The sequence below is a fragment of the Paeniglutamicibacter cryotolerans genome, from assembly GCF_014190875.1.
Classification (GTDB): Bacteria; Actinomycetota; Actinomycetes; order Actinomycetales; family Micrococcaceae; genus Paeniglutamicibacter; species Paeniglutamicibacter cryotolerans.
Map to the genome: position 1 here is coordinate 664,723 of NZ_JACHVS010000001.1, position 18,378 is coordinate 683,100.

At 64.2% G+C, this 18,378-nt stretch carries 20 protein-coding genes; 7 read left to right on the forward strand and 13 right to left on the reverse strand.

Features of this window, described 5'->3' with window-relative positions:
* Window positions 1–43: 43 nt before the first annotated feature.
* Window positions 44–592 (forward strand): DUF1697 domain-containing protein, encoded by a 549-nt coding sequence (locus E9229_RS03200; RefSeq protein ID WP_183509829.1) that lies wholly within the window; start codon window positions 44–46, stop codon window positions 590–592.
* Between the two features lie 79 nt (window positions 593–671).
* Window positions 672–1,310, forward strand: coding sequence for a trimeric intracellular cation channel family protein (locus tag E9229_RS03205; protein ID WP_183509830.1), 639 nt, complete (start codon window positions 672–674; stop codon window positions 1,308–1,310).
* On the opposite strand, the gene E9229_RS03210 is transcribed toward E9229_RS03205, so the two are convergent.
* Both E9229_RS03210 and E9229_RS03215 read right to left on the reverse strand, forming a co-directional pair.
* Window positions 1,307–2,569, reverse strand: coding sequence for an MFS transporter (locus E9229_RS03210; RefSeq protein ID WP_183509831.1), 1,263 nt, complete (start codon window positions 2,567–2,569; stop codon window positions 1,307–1,309). The genes E9229_RS03205 and E9229_RS03210 overlap by 4 nt on opposite strands.
* A 5-nt stretch (window positions 2,570–2,574) precedes the next feature.
* Entirely contained in the window at window positions 2,575–3,117 is a 543-nt protein-coding gene (locus E9229_RS03215; RefSeq protein ID WP_183509832.1) for a TetR/AcrR family transcriptional regulator, read from the reverse strand.
* A 106-nt stretch (window positions 3,118–3,223) separates the two neighbouring features.
* Between E9229_RS03215 and E9229_RS03220 the strand changes: the two genes are divergently transcribed.
* Window positions 3,224–4,798, forward strand: a complete 1,575-nt coding sequence (locus tag E9229_RS03220) for an MFS transporter (RefSeq protein ID WP_183509833.1) — start codon at window positions 3,224–3,226, stop codon at window positions 4,796–4,798.
* Window positions 4,799–5,204: 406 nt separating this feature from the next.
* Entirely contained in the window at window positions 5,205–5,408 is a 204-nt protein-coding gene (locus E9229_RS03225) for a cold-shock protein (protein ID WP_183509835.1), read from the forward strand.
* Window positions 5,409–5,512: 104 nt separating this feature from the next.
* Here the strand turns inward: E9229_RS03225 and E9229_RS03230 are convergent, their stop codons facing one another.
* Complete coding sequence (locus E9229_RS03230; protein WP_183509836.1) at window positions 5,513–6,145, reverse strand: hypothetical protein; 633 nt, start codon at window positions 6,143–6,145, stop codon at window positions 5,513–5,515.
* Window positions 6,146–6,197: 52 nt separating this feature from the next.
* On the opposite strand from E9229_RS03230, the gene E9229_RS03235 reads away from it, so the two are divergent.
* Complete coding sequence (locus E9229_RS03235; RefSeq protein WP_183509837.1) at window positions 6,198–7,181, forward strand: LLM class flavin-dependent oxidoreductase; 984 nt, start codon at window positions 6,198–6,200, stop codon at window positions 7,179–7,181.
* Between the two features lie 34 nt (window positions 7,182–7,215).
* Here the strand turns inward: E9229_RS03235 and E9229_RS03240 are convergent, their stop codons facing one another.
* Window positions 7,216–7,725 (reverse strand): hypothetical protein, encoded by a 510-nt coding sequence (locus E9229_RS03240; RefSeq protein WP_246380340.1) that lies wholly within the window; start codon window positions 7,723–7,725, stop codon window positions 7,216–7,218.
* 121 nt (window positions 7,726–7,846) lie between these two features.
* Between E9229_RS03240 and E9229_RS03245 the strand changes: the two genes are divergently transcribed.
* A complete protein-coding gene (locus E9229_RS03245; RefSeq protein ID WP_183509839.1) occupies window positions 7,847–8,125 on the forward strand; it encodes a hypothetical protein in 279 nt (92 codons plus the stop codon).
* A 68-nt stretch (window positions 8,126–8,193) separates the two neighbouring features.
* The gene (locus tag E9229_RS03250) at window positions 8,194–9,126 is read left to right on the forward strand and encodes a LysR family transcriptional regulator (RefSeq protein WP_183509840.1); all 933 of its coding nucleotides are present in this window, start codon (window positions 8,194–8,196) and stop codon (window positions 9,124–9,126) included.
* Here E9229_RS03250 and E9229_RS03255 read toward each other — a convergent pair.
* The 9 genes from E9229_RS03255 to E9229_RS03295 all read right to left on the reverse strand — a co-directional run bounded on the left by E9229_RS03255 (window position 9,110) and on the right by E9229_RS03295 (window position 18,241).
* A complete protein-coding gene (locus tag E9229_RS03255; RefSeq protein ID WP_246380543.1) occupies window positions 9,110–9,778 on the reverse strand; it encodes an ABC transporter ATP-binding protein in 669 nt (222 codons plus the stop codon). The genes E9229_RS03250 and E9229_RS03255 overlap by 17 nt on opposite strands.
* A gap of 82 nt (window positions 9,779–9,860) precedes the next feature.
* Window positions 9,861–11,279 (reverse strand): ABC transporter permease, encoded by a 1,419-nt coding sequence (locus tag E9229_RS03260; RefSeq protein ID WP_312855586.1) that lies wholly within the window; start codon window positions 11,277–11,279, stop codon window positions 9,861–9,863.
* A gap of 161 nt (window positions 11,280–11,440) precedes the next feature.
* Window positions 11,441–13,972 carry a SpoIID/LytB domain-containing protein gene (locus E9229_RS03265; protein WP_183509841.1) on the reverse strand — a complete coding sequence of 844 codons (2,532 nt, stop codon included), beginning with the start codon at window positions 13,970–13,972 and terminating at the stop codon, window positions 11,441–11,443.
* A gap of 49 nt (window positions 13,973–14,021) precedes the next feature.
* Window positions 14,022–14,840, reverse strand: a complete 819-nt coding sequence (locus E9229_RS03270; protein WP_183509842.1) for an IclR family transcriptional regulator domain-containing protein — start codon at window positions 14,838–14,840, stop codon at window positions 14,022–14,024.
* A gap of 49 nt (window positions 14,841–14,889) precedes the next feature.
* Window positions 14,890–15,225, reverse strand: a complete 336-nt coding sequence (locus E9229_RS03275; RefSeq protein WP_183509844.1) for a DUF202 domain-containing protein — start codon at window positions 15,223–15,225, stop codon at window positions 14,890–14,892.
* The gene (locus E9229_RS03280; protein WP_183509845.1) at window positions 15,225–15,605 is read right to left on the reverse strand and encodes a YidH family protein; all 381 of its coding nucleotides are present in this window, start codon (window positions 15,603–15,605) and stop codon (window positions 15,225–15,227) included. Before E9229_RS03280 ends, E9229_RS03275 begins: the two co-directional genes overlap by 1 nt.
* Window positions 15,606–15,630: 25 nt before the next feature.
* Window positions 15,631–16,296 (reverse strand): 3-oxoacid CoA-transferase subunit B, encoded by a 666-nt coding sequence (locus tag E9229_RS03285; protein WP_183509846.1) that lies wholly within the window; start codon window positions 16,294–16,296, stop codon window positions 15,631–15,633.
* On the reverse strand, window positions 16,293–16,976 hold the full coding sequence (locus E9229_RS03290; protein WP_183509847.1) for a 3-oxoacid CoA-transferase subunit A: 684 nt from the start codon (window positions 16,974–16,976) through the stop codon (window positions 16,293–16,295). The genes E9229_RS03285 and E9229_RS03290 overlap by 4 nt, the downstream gene beginning before the upstream one ends.
* Window positions 16,977–17,029: 53 nt before the next feature.
* The gene (locus E9229_RS03295; RefSeq protein WP_183509848.1) at window positions 17,030–18,241 is read right to left on the reverse strand and encodes a thiolase family protein; all 1,212 of its coding nucleotides are present in this window, start codon (window positions 18,239–18,241) and stop codon (window positions 17,030–17,032) included.
* Between the last annotated feature and the right edge of the window lie 137 nt (window positions 18,242–18,378).

Genomic DNA, 18,378 nt, shown 5'->3' on the forward strand with positions numbered 1-18,378 from the left:
GCGCGTCTTGCCCACACAGGTGCACTGGCACAAGACTGGGGCCATGAATGCCTATGCCGTCTTCTTGCGCGGAATCAATGTCAACGGGGTCAAGATCCTCATGTCGGAGCTGGGCAGCGTCCTCACCGAGGCCGGATTCGAGTCGGTGAAGACGCTGCTGGCATCGGGCAACGTGGTGCTCACTGCGGACACCGACGACGCGGACCAGGTCAAGGAACGCTGCGAGGCGGCGCTGCGCGAGGCCTTCGGTTATGAGGCCTGGGTGATTGTGCGAAGGCGTCAGCAACTCCAGGAAGCCCTGGCAGCCTATCCCTTCACCACACCGAATGACGGCACGCCCCGACACGCATACATCACCCTTGCCACCGGCGAGGCGGAGGCCGCGGCGCTGCTGGACGATGCCCCCGAGCCTTCGGAGCAGGAGCGCGCGGCCGTCTTCGCAGACGTCGTGTTCTGGGAGGCCCCGAAGGGCGGAAGCACCACTACCAGCCTGGCTCGGCATTTCGCCAAGGCGAAATTCCAGGCCACCACCACGACCCGCAACCGGAACACCATCGAAAAGGTCATCGCGGCGCTGCCCCAGGACGCCTGAAGAGGCAGCGATTCACGCCACCGGGGGCGGGTGCTGTAGCCTCGCCTCCTGAAACCACGACCACCCCAGAAAGGACGCCATGGTGTTGACGCCGCTGATTCTGGACCTCATCGGAGTATTTTTCTTTGCCGTTTCCGGCTCCCTGTTGGCTGCCCGGCGTGGGTTCGACATCGTTGGCTCGCTGCTGCTGGGATCCCTGACCGGGCTCGGCGGAGGCGTGCTCCGCGATCTGATCCTCGGCGTGACGCCGAATGCCTTCGCACACCCGGTGTACTTCCTGCCGCCGCTGCTGGCCGTCATCGCCGTTTATCTCTTCGCGCCCAGCGTTGACAGCTACAAGGGAACGCTGCTGGTCTTCGACGCGGGCGGCCTGGCCCTGTTCTGCATAGTGGGTACCCTCAAGGCCCTGGATCTCGGGATGCCGCCGGTCGCGGCCATCCTGTTGGGCATGACCACCGCCCTGGGCGGAGGGTTGATGCGCGACGTGGTGGCCAACCAGGTGCCCACGTTGTTCGACCCGAAGGATATCTATGCCATCCCCGCGCTCCTGGGAGCCGGGCTGACCGCCCTGTTCTGGCAGCTCGGGTTCGTGAACGGCTGGTTCCAACTGGGCGTCGCCACAGTGGTTTTCACCCTGCGCGTGCTGGCCATGCGTTTTTCCTGGCACGTCCCCAAGGCCGTCGGTCCCTGGCATGGGAACTGGGCGCCGCGCCTTTAGTCGACGCGTTCCAGTTGGGCCCCGGCCTGTTGGTGCTTCGCATCCTCGATGCGCCGCGGACCGTTGACCATGACGGCACCGATGAGCATCACCACGATGCAGACGCCGAGCATCGCGAACGAGGCGCCCCAACCGCCCGTCGCGTCGCGCACCACACCGAAAAGCAGCGGTGCGACGGCCGCACCCCCATAGCCCAGGCCTTGGGCAAAGCCGGAGAGCACGCCCGAACCATGGGTGCTGCGCGAGCGCAGATTCACCATCAGCAGCGCCGTGGCAAAGGTGCCCTGGCCCAGCCCGGAGAACGTCATCCAGATCAGGGTTCCCTCCATCGGGGACAGATACAGCCCGATGTGCCCGATGATCCAGAACGCCGTGAACAGCGAAACGGCGATGATGGGGTTGCGCAGCCGGGGAATCCACAACGGCACGAGAAGGCTCATCGGCAGCCCGAGGATCGCGAAATAGGCCAGCATGGAACCGGCGGCTCCGGCATCCATTCCAGCATCGGTGAGGTAGGGCGGGAGCCAGGTGAAGTACACGTAGGTCTGCGCTGAGTTTCCGGCCAGGAAGATGGCCAGGCCCCACGCGACCGGCGAGCGCCAGGGATTGATTTTCACCGGCTCGATGGCAGCTTCCGGCATCCGGTGGGGGTCGGCGGCGAGGGCCGCGGCATGGCTGCGCCGATCCTTGGTGAATTGGACCACCCAGGGCACGAGTACCACGGCGCTGAGAAGCGCCCACAGGGCGATGGAGATCCGCCAGTTGGTGAGCCCGGCAACCGGCACGGCGAGCACTGGGCTCAGCGCGGTACCCACGGCGAGCATCGTCACGTATCCGGCAGTGACCACCGCGATGCGGCTCGGGAAATACTTCTTGACCAACGGCGGCAGCACCACGTTGCCCATGCCGTAGCCGGCGAGGGTCAGTGCCGAGAGTGCGAGGAACGGTGCCACGTCGCCGACCAGGGCACGGGACACTTGTCCGAAGATCGCCAACAGCACCGCGATGACCAGTACCTTCTCAAGCCCCCATGTCTTGATCAAGCGCGGGGTCAGCAAGCCGGAGGCGGCGAACACGACGGGTGCCAGCATCGCGAGCAGACCAGTGCTGAAGGAATCGAAGCCCAGTTCCGGTCCGATGCTTCCCAGCAGCGGGGGAACGGAGACAACGGCCGAGCGGATGCTCAGTGCCATCAGCATGATGCCGAGAAGTGCGCCGATTTTTCCGGCATAGGCCTTCTGTTGGGGTGTGACCGTCATGGGTATTAGTGCTCTGCCTTCAGTCTGTCGACCTGCACTAGCAGGTCCTCGAGTGCCTCGCCGAAGGTACTGCGGTACCAGGCGCCCGGCATGGAGGTTTGATAGTAGAGGCCCTCGCCGATGAGCATGATGGCCTCCGCCGCGTGTTCATCGGCCACCTCGCCGCGAATCAGTTCAAGCCAGGAGTGCTGAATGGTGTCGAGGGCCTTCAGTGACGGAGCGTGGCCGCCTTGGGCCAGGCGCAGCACCGCATTGAAGAAACGGTCGAATTCTCCGCCGACAATGCACGATGTGCGGACGAAGTAACGCGAAGGGCCCTCCGGGGCGGACGCCATGTTTTCGAGGTCCCTGGCGACCAGGTCGTTCAGTCCATCGATGATGGCTTGGGCGAGCGATTCCTTGGAAGGGAAATGGTATAGCAGGCCCCCCTTGGAGACACCGGCCAGGGCCGCAGTGGCTTCCATGGTGGCGGCGCGTTCGCCGTCGTCGCAAATCATGGCGACATATGCCGCGATGATCTTTTCTTTGGCTACTGGTGGGCGGGACATGACATCGACTCTAGTCGCTTTCGTGTAAGCACCATCTCATTGTAACTGTACCGTCCAGACGGTACAGTTACTCTCGTATATGCCCATGACTACCCGGGAACCAGCCATGACGACGAACAGCATCAAGCACAAGAGCATCGATCAGCACATCGACCCCGGTCACCGACGACGTTGGGCTGCACTGTTCGTATTAATGCTCCCGGTGCTGCTCATCTCGGTGGATAACACAGTACTCAGCTTCGCCGTCCCCGCCCTCACCGAGGCGCTGCTCCCCACCGGACCGCAGCTGCTGTGGATCATCGACATCTATCCGCTGATCCTTGCTGGCCTGCTTGTACCCATGGGCTCGCTCGGCGACAGGTTCGGGCGCCGCAGAATGCTGCTGATCGGCTCCACCGGATTCGCACTGGTCTCCGCGGCCGCCGCCTTCGCCTCCAGCGCCGAGCAGCTCATCGCAGCCCGCGCCCTGCTCGGTGTCTTCGGCGCCATGCTGATGCCCGCAACGCTCTCGCTGATCCGCAACATCTTCACTGAGGCAAACGAGCGCCGCAAGGCCATCGCCGTGTGGGCCGCGGCGTTCTCCGGCGGCGCCGCCTTGGGTCCGATCGTGGGCGGCTATCTGCTCGAACACTTCTGGTGGGGCTCGGTCTTCCTGATGGCGGTCCCAGTCCTCTTCCCGCTGCTGATCCTCGGCCCGACATTGATCCCCGAATCCAAGGACCCGAAGCCTGCTCCCATCGATCCGATGAGCATCGTGCTGGCCATTTCGACGCTGCTGCCGATCGTGTACGGCATCAAGGAAGCCACCACGGCTGACAGCCTGCTGATACCGATAGCGGCCATTCTGGTTGGCTTGGTCAGTGGAATGGCCTTCACCTTCCGCCAGCTGCGTCGGAAAAATCCGATGCTCGATGTCCGGCTGTTCAAGAATCCCATCTTCAGCGGAGCCTTGGCAGTCAACCTGCTGAGCATCTTCGCGTTCGTCGGATTCATCTACTTCCTGTCCCAGCACCTGCAGCTGGTTGCGGGCTACTCTCCCATCGATGCGGGCCTGCTGATGCTGCCCGGGCTGGCCATGACGGTGACGTTCGGGTTCCTCGCCGTACCCCTGGTGCGCCGCTTCAAGACGGTCACCGTTGTCGTGGCCGGCCTGGCCATGAACGCCGCGGCTTACGGGATCGTCGCATTCTTCGGGCAGAGCGGTTCCGTCCCGGCACTCATGGTCGCCTTCTGCGTCCTGGGGGCAGGCGTCGGCATGTCCGAAACCCTGTCCAACGACCTTGCACTGGGGGCCGTCCCGGCTTCCAAGGCGGGCGCCGCCTCGGCCATCTCCGAAACCGCCTACGAGATCGGCTCGGTCATGGGCATCGCCGTTCTGGGCAGCATACTGAACGCCGTGTTCGCGAAGAACCTCTTGATTCCCGCCGGCCTGACCGGCCAGCAGGCCACCGATGCCGCCCAGACACTGGGCGGAGCGCATCTGGTCGCCTCACAACTTCCGGGCACCAAGGCCGATACCGCGGCGGCTCTGCTGGATTCCGCCGCACATGCCTTTGATACGGGCGTCATGATCACCTCCATCATTGCCGTGGTCCTCACCGTCCTAGCCGCATTCATCGTCTTCTGTGCCATGCGCGGATACAGCGGGGACGTCACGAAAAAGGCTGACAGCACCCACTAGAAGCAGCGTCCGGAGCTGGTCGAGGGGCTGCGAATCCACACCCGATTCGAGGCGCCTCGCCGCCCGCAGGGCCCGGGAATCCGCGGTATTTCCCGTGAAGCGGAAGCCCCCGCGCCTCGGGGAGCACATCAGAATCGACGGTCAAAAGGTCGAAGTGGCCAAATTAATCACCACTTTTTGACAAACAACAACGAACTTTGCGACCGCGGCTAGTTTGTAAGGCTCAAGTCGCGTAGCGTAGATAGCGTAGTTCTAGTTTTTCTCGCAGTAATTTCAGTGCAAACACCCCGTTGCCGGGGCGAGTACCTTTCTGAACCGCGGTGAATCACGTAGCTGCAGGCAGAGTCCACAGTGGATTTTGCTCCCCCTACGTCCATTTACAGGACAGTCTCGAAAGGACATCATCATGGCAACTGGTACCGTCAAGTGGTTCAACGCTGAAAAGGGCTTCGGCTTCATCGCTCCGGACGACAACTCGGACGACGTGTTCGCACACTACTCCGCCATCCAGTCGAACGGCTTCCGTTCGCTCGAAGAGGGCCAGCGCGTCGAGTTCGAAGTTACCCAGGGCCAGAAGGGCCTGCAGGCCACCGATATTCGTCCCCTCTAAGACGAATCCTGGTTCGCGGCCCTGAGCTGATGGATTACTCCGTCTACTAGGAACACCGCATCCTTTGCACGGAAGGCGACACCTGAAGGTGTCGCCTTCCGTCGTTAACCCGGCGCCTGTTTCGTCGCCTCGATGTAGTCGATGATCATGGCCCCGTCCCAGGGGACGAGCGCCGCATACCAGCGGTCCAACCGGTCATCGCCGATGCCACCGGAACGGTACGCTGCGCTGAACTTCACGAATGATCCGGAATCCGTATGGCTGTATTCCAGCATCTGCTGAAGTTCGAAGCTCGCCCTCGTCCCTGCCCCAGTGAGCCGGGCACTGCGCAGGTTGGCCAGGTTGATGGCCTCGCGCTGGGCGTAGTACTCATCCCAGGCGGCATCGTCGCGGGTCACGAACAGCTTCCCGACGAAGGCCTTCCTGTTGGCCCGGGCCAAATCCGGAAGGCAATGGGCCGCAAGGTCCGCCGCCCGCCAGGCCGGGTCATCGGCCACCGCCTGCGTTCCGGCATTGGCCCAGTCCGAATACGCGGCCAGCAGATCGGCGGCGTGCTGCGCATCGGACCCCTGGCCGATCCGCGGTACGTCAACCACCGCAACGTCAGGGCAAGCTGCGGCCGGGGATGTGGCGCTTGGTACGGCGGTGTTTTCCGGGGCAGGATCCGGCCCGGTGCACCCGCTCAGAAGTGCCAGTCCCAGCACACCGGAGAGGGAAAGCAATGCGCGTGTGTCCATCGACTCAGGCTACCGGGGGAATGGAACGGCACCGAAACGGGTTGTCGCCTATGTGAGCATTCCCTTATCGATACTTGACCTGGCCCCCATCCGCCGCGGTGGCACAGCCGCACAGACCTTCCAAGAAAGCGTCGAACTGGCGCAGACGGCAGAAGCAGAGGGATACCAGCGCATCTGGTATGCCGAGCACCACAACATGCCATCGATCGCCTCCAGCGCCACCAGCGTGCTGATCGGCCACATTGCGCACCACACCAGCACCATTCGCCTCGGCGCCGGCGGCATCATGCTGCCCAACCATTCCCCGCTGGTGATCGCCGAACAGTTCGGCACCCTCGAAACCCTCTTCCCCGGACGCATCGACCTGGGCCTGGGACGGGCCCCGGGCAGCGACCAGCTCACGTTCAGGGCCCTGCGCCGCGAACATGCTGCCGCTGATGCGTTCCCGCACGACGTGCTCGAGCTCCAGGGCTACCTCGCCGGAGAATCGAGGATCCCCGGTGTTAATGCCTACCCGGGCCACGGGACGAATGTTCCACTCTATATCCTGGGCTCCAGCCTCTATGGTGCCCGGCTTGCCGCCCAGTTGGGCCTGCCCTACTCCTTCGCCTCGCACTTCGCACCCGATGCGCTGCTCCAGGCGGTGGCCCTGTACCGGGCCGAGTTCCAGCCATCGGAGTACCAGGCCGAACCGTATGTGATCGCCGGGGTCGGCGTCGTTGCAGCGGAGACAGACGAAGCGGCGTTGGCCACCATGGAACAGGTCAAGCGCGATCGGGTGCGCATGTTCCTGGGCCGAGGCCGCGCCACCGAGTTCACCGATGACGAACTGGAAATGGTCTTGGATTCCCCCGCCGGCGAATCGGTGCTGAAGATGCTCCAATACACGGCTGTTGGCAGCGGGGAAAGCGTCGCCCGCTACCTGGGCGAGTTCGCGCAGCTGGCCGGTGCCGACGAGCTGATCACCGTGCACAATTCATCGAGCGCCCGGGATCGACTGTCCTCCGTGCGCATCACGGCACGCTCCATGGCCTAAGCCTGCATGCGGCCCGTCGGCGTCGACCGGCGGGTCAGCGGTGCTCCGGCGCCATCGGCACGACCCAGCGGCGCACCGCCAGCACGAGGGCGGTGACCAGCAGCAGGATCAGCAGCCCGTCGGCCGCAATGTAAAAGTAGTGGGCCAGCGAGCCGCCGTCGTCGGTTCCGGCCAGCACGGCATCCGTACGCTTATTCAGCAATGGTCGAATCACCGCGACCTTGGCCAGTAGCACCACACCGAGCGCCACCACTACTTGGATGAACCGGACACCGACTCCGCGCCGGATGCAGGCCGCAAGCAGGCCGATGAACAACACCACCTCGAGAATGTTCATGGCCCCGAAGACCAACCGTCCGATGCCCAGTCCGAGCGGGATCGTGATCCCCGGCGCGGTGAACTTCAATGGGGCCTCAATCAGTGAGATCCCGATGATCAGGCCCAACCAAAGTGCCGGAAGCAGCAGTCTGGCGGCGGCGGCCAACATCGCCCCACCGGTGGGGACCAGTGCCGGGAAGTGGTTCGCCTGCTGTGTCTGACTCATGCTTCGACACTACGCCCAGCAGCAGAAAACTTCCCATTCCCAAGTAGCCCGGCTGCACCTAGGCTGGCAATAGCGGAGGCGCATCCGGCGCCCACCGAACCCGGAAGGGAGAGCAACGGCCATGAGCGACGTATTTGACGAAACGGTTTTCGACGAGCAAGTAGACGACGATCTGGATATTCCGGAGGACGGCAGGGACGGGCAGCCCTATGACGGTTCCTCCGACGTTCCGGAAACCATGGATGAACTGGACCCGTTGAAGAAGCACCGCTACCTGATCGATGACGATCTGCGGATCGAGGACGAGGTGGATGAGGGTGCGGACCCCGAAGACGATGATTCGGTGGAGTGGATCGAGGAAGACGACCAGGTAGCTGATGAGGACAAGGTCGAGGACTAAGCGGCCCCCGCTCAGTATGATGGGAAAGCAACGCTAAGCACTTTCCCATCCGAGAAACAGGAGCGATAGTGGTCAATCCGGTTCATCTGCGGACCCTGATCGAAGCCGTGACCCACAAGTCCTTCACCACTGCGGCGGCACGTCTGGGCTACACGGCATCGGCCGTGTCCCAGCAGATGGCCTCCCTCGAACGCGACACCGGCACCGTGCTCTTCACCCGCAGCGCGCGGAGCATCGAACCGACGCCAGCCGCGCTGACCATGGTGCGCTACGCCCGCCGCGTGTTGACCGACATCGACGCGCTGTTGGCAGCAAGCGCCGCCGCCGAACTCGGTGTCGACGGTAAGCCCGTCCAGGAACTGCGGCTGGGCATCTTCCCCTCGCTTGCCACCTATGTGCTGCCGCGCATGCTCGGCTCCAAAGACTGGGATTCACTGGGAGTCAGGCTCCAGCTGATCGTGGGCGAACCGGCCCAGACCATCCAGGGACTGCGTTCGGACGGGGAACTGGACCTGGCCCTGGTCTTCCAAGTCGGACCCGCCGGCTTGTCTTGGCCCAGCTCGCTGAATCGACAATGGATTGGAGATGACCACTTCCGCGTGGTCCTACCCCGGTCTTGGGGCATCACCGACGGCGCCGAAGTCACCGCCGAACAACTGGCGGATATGCCCTGGATCATGCACCACCCCGGATTTGCCGATGCGACGCTGATCTCCCGGCTCTTCTCGGCACTGAACCTGCACCCCCGCGTGGTGGCCTATTGCGACGATTTCAATGCATCGCTCCACCTGGCAGCCGCCGGGCTCGGGGCTGCCTTGGTGCCGGATCTGGCCATGGAGCAGGCACCCGAGGCAGTAGTGGTGGTCGATGTCCCCGAGATCCGGCTGGCCCGCAGCATCTTCTCCCTCGAACCCGGGGACCGGTCCAACCCACAGGCGCGGGTCTTCATGGACCGGCTCGCCGTGTTGCTCGCAGAGCCCCGGCTCAGCCGACCTCGGTGACCGTCCCCTTGCTGATCCGCAGCAGGCGTCCGGCCCGCCGGGCCACGGCCGAATCTGGGCTGACCATCACGATGCTCAGCCCAGCTCGCCACAGCTCCTCGAAGAGTCCCCTGATTTCATCGCGGGTGGCCTCATCAAGGTTCCCGGTCGGCTCGTCGGCAAGCAGCACCCGCGGCTTCTTGGCCAGCGCACGGGCGATGGCCACGCGTTGCTGCTGACCGCCGGAGAGTTCGCCGGGCAGGTGGGTTCTACGCTCGGCCAGACCCACGGATGCCAGCGCAGCGCTGGCCCGGGCTAGGCGTTCGCTCGGGGCCAATCGCAGCGGAGCCAGCCCCATTTCCACGTTCTCGAGGGCACTGAGCGTGGGAATCAAATTGTAGTGCTGGAAGACGAATCCGATGTCGTGGGCCCGAAGGTCCGCCAGCGCCCTGTCACCCAGTATCGTGATATCCCGTCCGGCCAGATGCACGCTGCCGGCTGTGGGCCTATCGAGTGCACCGAGCATCTGCAGCAGCGTTGATTTGCCACCCCCGGTCGTACCTTGGATCACGACCAGCTCGCCGGGCATGATCTCCAGGTCCACGCCACGCAGCGCCTTCACCGTGCGGCCCTTTTGTTGGTAGGTCTTCTCGACCTGACTCAGCCGGTACAGGGGTTCTCGTTTCGAGGACCCCTGGTCAGCAGTGGCTTGCAGGTGCTCACCTGTCTTGTTCATTATTGCCTCGCTCATGTTTTCAGGCCACCGATCGCAATGCTTCTGCCGGACGCAGTCGGGCGGCACGCCATCCACCCAGGATTCTGGCGAGTAGTCCGCCAGCGACGGCCACGGCCAGGGCCATCAGGTTCACGGAGAAGGGCAGGTGCAGCACGACGTCTGCCGCCGTGGCGACCGCTTGGGCTGCGGCCCCGCCACCACGTTCGCCACCGGACCCCGCTCCACCGCCCATGAAACCGGATCCCTGTGTCGAGCTGGCCGCGGCGGCGGTGAGCGTGGGGGAGAACAGGTTGACAATCAATATCCCGGCCACACCCGCCACGATCCCGATCACGCCACCGATCAGCGACTGGATCAGCGATTCCCCGGCGACTTGTTTGACGATGCTCGTGTTGCGCCAGCCGATCGCCTTCAACGTTCCAAATTCCCGGGTCCGTCGAGAAACCCCGGAGAGGGTCAGCAGGATGGCCAGGAGGAAAGCCACGCCCAGTACTGCCACCGAGAGCCATGTGCCCAGGGAAGCCACGAGGCCGGAGGCGGTGGACAAGGAACCGGTCACGGTGGAGCCCAGATCGGCCTGGGTATTGATGGTGTTATCCGGCAGCACGTTGGCCAGGTCCGCCTTCAGCGCGGAGACCTTGTCCGCGTTGTCGGCCAGCACGTAGAGGGTGCTGGCCATTCCGGCTTTGTCAGAGAGCTTTTGTGCCACATCCAGCGGGGTGTAGCTATTTGAAGCCGTCTCGGCCTCGGCTCCGGTGCCGGTGAAATTGGTTCCGCCAATGGAAAGCTTGTCCTTGAGGGCCAGATCGGAGCTGGTTGCGTAGGCTGCATCCAAGACCACGTTGTACTTTCCGGCATCATCGGCGCCCAGCAACCGACCGGAGCTGAGAGTCGCCGATGCCAAGGGACCCACTGTTGCTCCCTCGGCGTCTACACCCATGACGGTGAAGGAATCCACGTTGAATGCCCCTCCCCCGCCCGGGCCCTGCCGCTGCGCGTTTCCACTCGGGGAACCCATGGTGGAGCCCTCGGATCGGGAAGGGATCTCGTCGTTGAAAGTGACGTTGTTCAGTGAAAGCACGCCGGAGGCGGCTGCCACGCCAGTGCTGCCTTGCACCGTCTTCAATGCCGTGGACTTGAAGCTCGTCGATCCCCGACCGGTTGTCAACCGGGATTTGGCAACCTCTGTGGTCCTATGTCCGGTAGCGCTTCCCTCACGGGAGCCGAACTCGAATCTGGAGCCCGAGGGGCGTTCCCCGTTGGCCGGGGCTTGGGGCGCCGCTGTAATGGTGATGTCCGTGCCAAATCCGTACACCGAAGACAGGGCCTCGGATTGCGCGGTTCGGACTCCGGTCGACAGTGAGTTGACGATCATCACCAGGGCGATGCCCAGAGCCATCGCAGTGTCGCTGATTGCCGTTTGCTTTCTCCGGCCCACGAGTTCCCGCCGTAACTACCGTGCAAATATGCGATCCCTTTCACGACGTGGCTCGTTGCCGCGTCGTGAACCACGCTATGGATGAAATCTATGCCGTGGCATAGGCCGTCCTGAGTGGGGCTGTGTCCAGCTGTGTATTTCGGGTGGCGAGGTTTCCGCTGCTACTTGTACCGCTTCATGCTTGCCCCGCTGGACCGGCGAATGTTTCCGGTACCGTTCTTGGAGATCTTAGTGCCGCTGACCTTCACTGCGGCCTTCTTCGCAGCAGCCAGGCCCCCGCTGTAGGTACCCGGTTTGAACCCACCCCACCCGTTGGCAGTGATGGAGGACTTGGTGATCTTCACGTTCTTTGCCGTTGAGACGGTGATGCCGGCCTGGCCGTTGCGGTACGCGTTCACCGTCTTCAGTTCGGTCCCGCGGCCGGTGACCTGGATGCCGATTCCGTGATTGTCAGCGCTGCGCAGGGAGAAGGCCTGAGAGTGGGCACCTTTGAGCACCACGGCACCGGTGTTCGTGGCATTGGCATAGCCAACGACGCCGATCCGGCCCACCCGGGAGAACGTCGAGGTGCTCAGCGCCTTGGAACGCACAGCCAGCGAATACTTGTTCTTCTTGCTCGGAGCCTTACCCGTGTAGAGCGCGCGGTTCTTGTGATCCACCCAGTACGTACCGGCCTTGACCTTGGACTTGGCGGTGACCCGCTTCAGCGGGGAGCCATTGGCGAAGAGCAACTGAGCCGTGTTGCACTGGGCACCGGGTTTGCAGGCTGCGGACTTCTTCGCCTTGGCCGGGATGTATTTGGAGGAGATCTTGTAGATCTTGGCCGCCTTCTTGGCCTTCACCTCGATGCGCCCGTCCAGGACCGATTTGGTGCTGCCGACACCCAGCAGGGTCTGGCGCGATTTCAGCTTCACACCGGTGGGTTTGAAGGTTCCGGTGCCCAAGCAAATGACTGCTCCCTCGGGCTTTGCGTTGATCGCCTTTTGAATGCTTGCCCCGGATTTCACCGTCGTGCTGCAGTACTTCGCCGGGTTGATCGTCGAATTGGCGGTGGTGGTTCCGGACGCCGGCTTGGCAGTGAAGATCCAGGGCGAGAGCCCGTTGAACGAGGTGCGGAAGTCCCGTCCGGAAACCGTGGCTTTCTTCCCGTCCATCGAGGTGGCTGTGGCTGTCTTGATCGTCTTGTCGGTGGAACTGGCAATGGAGATCTTCGCGACGCTGGGCAGCTTGAAGAGCTTGCGGGCGTCTTTCTGAGTCAGCGAATCGGTCCAGGACCGGTAGGGGTTTTTGCTTGACACCATCGTGGACCACTCATCCTTGACACCCCTCAGGTACGCCGGAGTGGGGCCTCCCCAGACTGCGGAGGAATCACGGGTATGCCCACCGGTCGACGAGGAGTACAGAGTCTCGGCCAGAGCAGTGCCATAGGTCACCACCCGGGATTTGACCGGGCCCTTCGCTGCATTCCGCTGCACAGTTGCGTCAACGGCCGCTTTCCACGCACCAGCAGAGGTTAAACCCACGGCATCGTTTTCATGGTTCCATCCGGTGTACTTCTGAGATTTCACCTCGTCATACACGTTGCAGTCGCAGGCCGCTTTCACTGAGCCCATATTGCGCATGGCATAGGTGCGCCCGGCAATCGCCTGCGCCTGCAGTGCCGCCGGTTCCCAGAACGAGGGCATCTCGGCCAGCCCATAAAGGTATTCGTCGTTCAGCCGCATGACGCCCACGGCGTTGACCTGCTTGTCGAGGACGCCGACCTGGATCTTGCCGTGCTTGTAGGTGACTGCCCCGCGGTTCTCGGCGTTGGCCTTCTCCACGGTGAGGACCGAGATGTTTTCCGATGGCCAGGCGCGCGTGCCTTCCCAGAGGATCTCGAGCTTGCCCTTCAGCGTCACGGTGACCGCCTTGACGGGCTTCTTGTTCGGGTCCTTCAACGTGTAGCTGAGTTTGCCACCGGAGAGCTTCAGGTCCAGGATGCTGCCACGTCCTGCCACCGTGGTCTTCTTGTAGTCGCCGCCCAGATCCCGCAGCTGCATCGCCGATCCGGCGACCCTCAGCCGGGCGGTATCGGCCTTGAGCAACTGCACGCGGATGTCGGAATTGGCGTACCTGGTGCTCCAGTCCGCCTTGGAACCAGAGTAGTAGTACTCGAGAATCCGCTGGGCGCTCCAACCCTCCACCGCCATGGCCCGCGCACCGTACTGGCTCATGCCCACTCCGTGGCCCCAACCGGCACCGTTGATGGTGAAGGACGCGGGTCCACCGTTGGCGATGGCATATCCGGTTCCGTCCGGGCGCACCCCGAGGATCGCCTTGTCGAAGACCTGGCGTTTGTCCTTGCCGTAGGCGTACTGCTCGGCCTTGGGGTATCCGTATTTTCCGGTCTCCCAGCCGGTATCCGCCCACACGTTGGCCATCGCCTTGTACACGGTCACGGCCTTGCGCTTGGTCGAGTAGACCACCACCCCGTCGCGGTACGCGCGCCAGGAGCTGGCATCGCGCAGCTTGCCGGTCCCCGCATCAGCCCCGCCGAGCTTGGCCGCAGCCTTGGCCAGATAGGCCTTGTTCGCCGAGGCGATGCTCGGGGCTGCGGCCACCACCTGGATCGGGGCGGCGGTTGCCGGCGCCACTGGCCCCAGCAGGGAGGCAAGCAATGCCGTACCGAGCAGTGCGGAGATCAGCTTCATGGGTCAATGCCTTTCGAACCAGGGTCAGGGAAGTGGAACAAGTGAGTGTTCAGCGCCGGGCTGCCAGGGCGGCCCGGACCTGTTCGGCGGCAGCGAGGAGTTCGGGCAGTACGAGCGCGGCAGCCTCGTCGACATCGTGCCCGGTGCCGTTGGGCAACGTGCTCATGGAGATGTTCAGCGCCGCTGCCACCGATCCGTCGGGAGCGAAGACCGGTGCCGCGATGGAACGCAGCCCGATCTCCAATTCCTGATCCACCAAACAGTAGCCTTGCGCCCTGACCCGGGTCAGCTCGGCACGCAGTTCGGCCGGGTCGGTGATGGTGTTCGGTGTCAGCGCCGAAAGCTCCCGGCCGGCCAGACGCGCTTCCAGGTCGGCTGCGGGAAGATGTGCGAGCAGCACCCGGCCCATCGACGTGGCGTAGGCCGGGAAGCGGCTGCCCACGGAGATCCCCACCCGCATGATCGATCGGGCATGCACCCGGGAAATGTAGACGACGTCGGCTCCGTCGAGGACCGAGGCGGAGGAGGATTCACGCATCCGGGCCGAGAGTCCTTGCAGCACCGGGTCGATGAGCTGGGGCAGCGTATGGCTGGACAGGTAGGAGTAGCCCAGCTGCAGCACGCGCGAGGTCAACTCGAAGTGCTTGCCGTCGGTTTGAACATAACCCAGGTCGGCCAGCGTGAGCAGGAAGCGCCGGGCAGTGGCACGGGAGAGCCCGGTCAGCTTCGCCACGTCGGTGAGCGTCATCGAGGGGTGTTCGGCGTCGAAGGCACGGATGACGTCCAGTCCGCGGGCCAGGGATTGCACGAATTGGCTGCCCGCATTGCTGTTTTCGACAGCCTGCGGGACTGCGCTCGTGTGCTCCATGTGGTCCTTCCGATGTGGTCGCTGGGGCGGTGGGTGCTCATGCGCCGAACTACACCGAAAGCACAACCACCAGTCCCAGCGTACCGATCGCCAGCACGCTGAGGCTCATCCAGAGCACGGCGGCCACGTCGGCGTGGATACGTTCGTCGGAAATTCCCCGGGCGCGCACCGCATAGCGGCGGCGCTGGGTGAGGTAGATCCCGGCGGCCAGCCCCACGGCGAGCAGCACCATCGCCAACGTTCCAACCCCGTAGTGCGGCATCCAGCGCAGGAAGACCGACGCCGCGACACAGAGCGAGAGCGTGGTGCGCCCCCAGGACATGACTGTGCGTTCGGGCTGCAGGCCAGGATCGCGATGTGCGCGTTCCGGAGGGGCGGAAGCCACTAGTGGGTCGCTATCAAAACCGCGACGATGGCCGCCGCAATGGCGCCGCCGAAGCCCAGCAGCGGGATGATCAAGGGTAGCGGCAACGGCCGTCCGTGGCGCATGCTGCGTTCCACCGAGGCCCAACGCACCGCGGCGCCACCGGAAATCAACATCCCGATGCAGATGATGAACACCGCGAGGCCCTGGCGCAACTGCTCGGGGAACACGTCGGAGGCGAAGGCTTCCAACGCGATTCCACCGGCCAGGAAGGCGAGCGCGGTGCGGATCCAGGCCAGGAATGTGCGCTCGTTGGCCAGCGTAAAGCGTGCGTCGGGTTCTGCTCCCCCGGGCAGCACCTTGCGGGCCAGCCAGCCTCGTCCCTCTTCTGGTTCGCTCATCGCTTTTCCCTTTGAACTTGCTTGATTAGACGCGGCGCAGTGCCACGGGCAGACGCTCGGCCAGCTCCTCAAAGCCTATCCCGTGCGTGGAACGCACGCTGACTCCGGATGCGTCGATGACGAACACGGCGGACTCCGTGTAGATACGCGAGACGCAGCCCAGCCCGGTCACCGGGTAGGTCAGCTCGCTGACCAGCTTCGAGGAACCGTCCTTGGCGAACAGTCCCATCATGACCCAGGTTTCCTTGGCGCCGATGGCCAGATCCATGGCGCCGCCCACGGCCGGGATGGCGCCCGGTGCGCCGGTATGCCAGTTGGCCAGGTCGCCGGACGCCGAGACCTGGAAGGCCCCGAGCACGCAGACGTCCAGATGCCCGCCGCGCATCATCGCGAACGAATCGGCGTGGTGGAAATAGGAGGCCCCGGGCAGCTCGGTCACCGGGATCTTGCCGGCATTGATCAGGTCCGGATCGATGTCGTCGCCCTCTGCCGCCGGGCCCATGCCCAGCATGCCGTTTTCGGTATGCAGCGTCACGCCCTGCTCCGCCGTGAGGTAGTTCGAGACAAGCGTCGGCTGGCCGATGCCCAGGTTCACGAAGGAACCCGGGGCGATGTCCGCCGCCACGATGGCAGCGAGCTCATTGCGGTCCAGTGCCGCATCGGTGTGGGTGAAGGTCATTTCGGTGCTCATGCCTGTTCTCCTGCACTGGTGCCAAGGGCGACGATGGTGTTGACGTAGATGCCGGGGGTGATCACGTTCTCCGGGTCGATCGAGCCGGCCGGCACCACCTCATGAACCTGCACGATGGTGGACGTCGCCGCTGCGGCCATGATCGGACCGAAGTTCCGGGCCGTCTTGCGGTAGACCAGGTTGCCGAAGGTATCGGCGCGCAGGGCCTTGATCAGTGCAACGTCTGCATGGATCGGGTACTCCAGCACGTAGCCCTTGCCGTCGATCATCCGGGTTTCCTTGCCCTCGGCGAGCATGGTGCCGTATCCGGTCGGCGTGAAGAACGCTCCGATGCCGGCACCGGCGGCGCGGATGCGCTCGGCCAGGTTGCCCTGCGGCACCAGCTCGAGTTCTATTTCACCGGCGCGGTAGGCGGCATCGAAGTGCCATGAGTCGGACTGGCGCGGGAAGGAACAGATGATCTTGGAGACCTTGCGTTCCTTGATCAGCAGCGCCAATCCGGCGTCCGCCTGCCCGGCGTTGTTGTTCACCACCGTCAGGTTGGTGGCGCCGCATTCCAGCAGCGCGTCGATGAGTTCCATCGGCTGCCCGGCATTGCCGAACCCGCCAATCAGGACGGTCGAGCCGTCGGTAATTCCCGCCACTGCCTCGGCGGCTGTGGCTGCGATCCTCGGTGCCATGCTTTTCGTTTCCCTTGTCTCGTTAGGTAGGTACTGCGGCCCGCGGCGGGTGCCTAGCGGGTGGCCTCGGTGTTTTCCAGCACGACGGCCAGGCCCTGCCCGACGCCGATGCAGATCGCAGCGACGCCCCAGCGGTCGCCGGTGGCACGCAGCCGGGCCGCCAGAGTGCCCAGGATGCGCAGGCCGGAGGCTCCCAGCGGGTGGCCGATGGCGATGGCCCCGCCCCACGCGTTGACGAGCTCCGGGTCGATGTCCCAGGCCCGGATGCAGGCCAGCGACTGTGCGGCGAATGCCTCGTTCAGTTCAACGGCTGCCACGTCGTTCCAGGAGATGCCGGCCTTGGCCAGCGCCTTGTTGGCCGCCTCCACCGGGGCAAAGCCGAAGAACCGCGGGTCGTTCGCATGCGAGGCCCGGGAGGCGATGCGGGCCAGCGGTGCGGTGCCGAGCATCGCCTGTGCCTTTTCGCTGCCGATCCAGGCGGCCGAGGCGCCATCGGACATCGGGGAGGCGTTGCCGGCGGTGACGGTGCCGTTCTCTGCCGGGCGGAAGACGGTGCGCAGCGCCGCGAGCGTCTCGGCGGTGGAGTCGGCGCGGATGGTCTCGTCGCGGATGGTTTCGGTTCCGCGCTGGGAGGCAGCCGGCACTGAAACGACCAGGTTGTCGTAGTGTCCGGCGTCCCAGGCCGCTGCCGCCCGCTGGTGGCTTGCGGCGGAGAACGCATCCTGGTCTTTGCGGGAGATGGAGTACTTTTCGCGCAGCTGCTCGGTGGCTTCGCCCAGGGAGACGGTCCATTCGCCGGGCATGGCCGGGTTGACCAGGCGCCAGCCGAGGGTCGAGTTGGACAGTTCGAGGTTCGCCATCGGGAACGGCCGGTCGGTCTTGGGCAGCACCCAGGGCGCACGGCTCATGGATTCGGTGCCGCCGACGAGGAGCAGGTCGGCGTCCCCGACATTGATCTGGCGCGATGCCGCAATGGCCGCATCGAGGGATGAACCACAAAGCCGGTTCATGGTGGTGCCCGGCAAAGAGGTCGGCAGGCCAGCCAGCAGCGTGGCCATGCGGGCCACGTTGCGGTTTTCCTCGCCGGCTCCGTTGGCGTTGCCGAAGATCGACTCGTCGATGTCGGCGGTGTCCAGCTCGGGGGCGCGGGCGACGAGCGTGCGCACCACATGTGCCGCCAAATCGTCGGGCCGGTGCCCGGAAAGCGATCCGCCGATCTTGCCGAAGGGTGTGCGTACCGCGTCGTAGACGTAGGCCTGCTGCATTGAGTCTCCCAAAACCATACTAAAGTTCACATATTGAACATTTGTGCGTATTTTGAACTTTAGCAGGTGTCGGCCTTGGTTTTCAAGGGTGACCCCACGGATTTCGGGTAGCGTTTCACTACGGAACCACCCTCCTG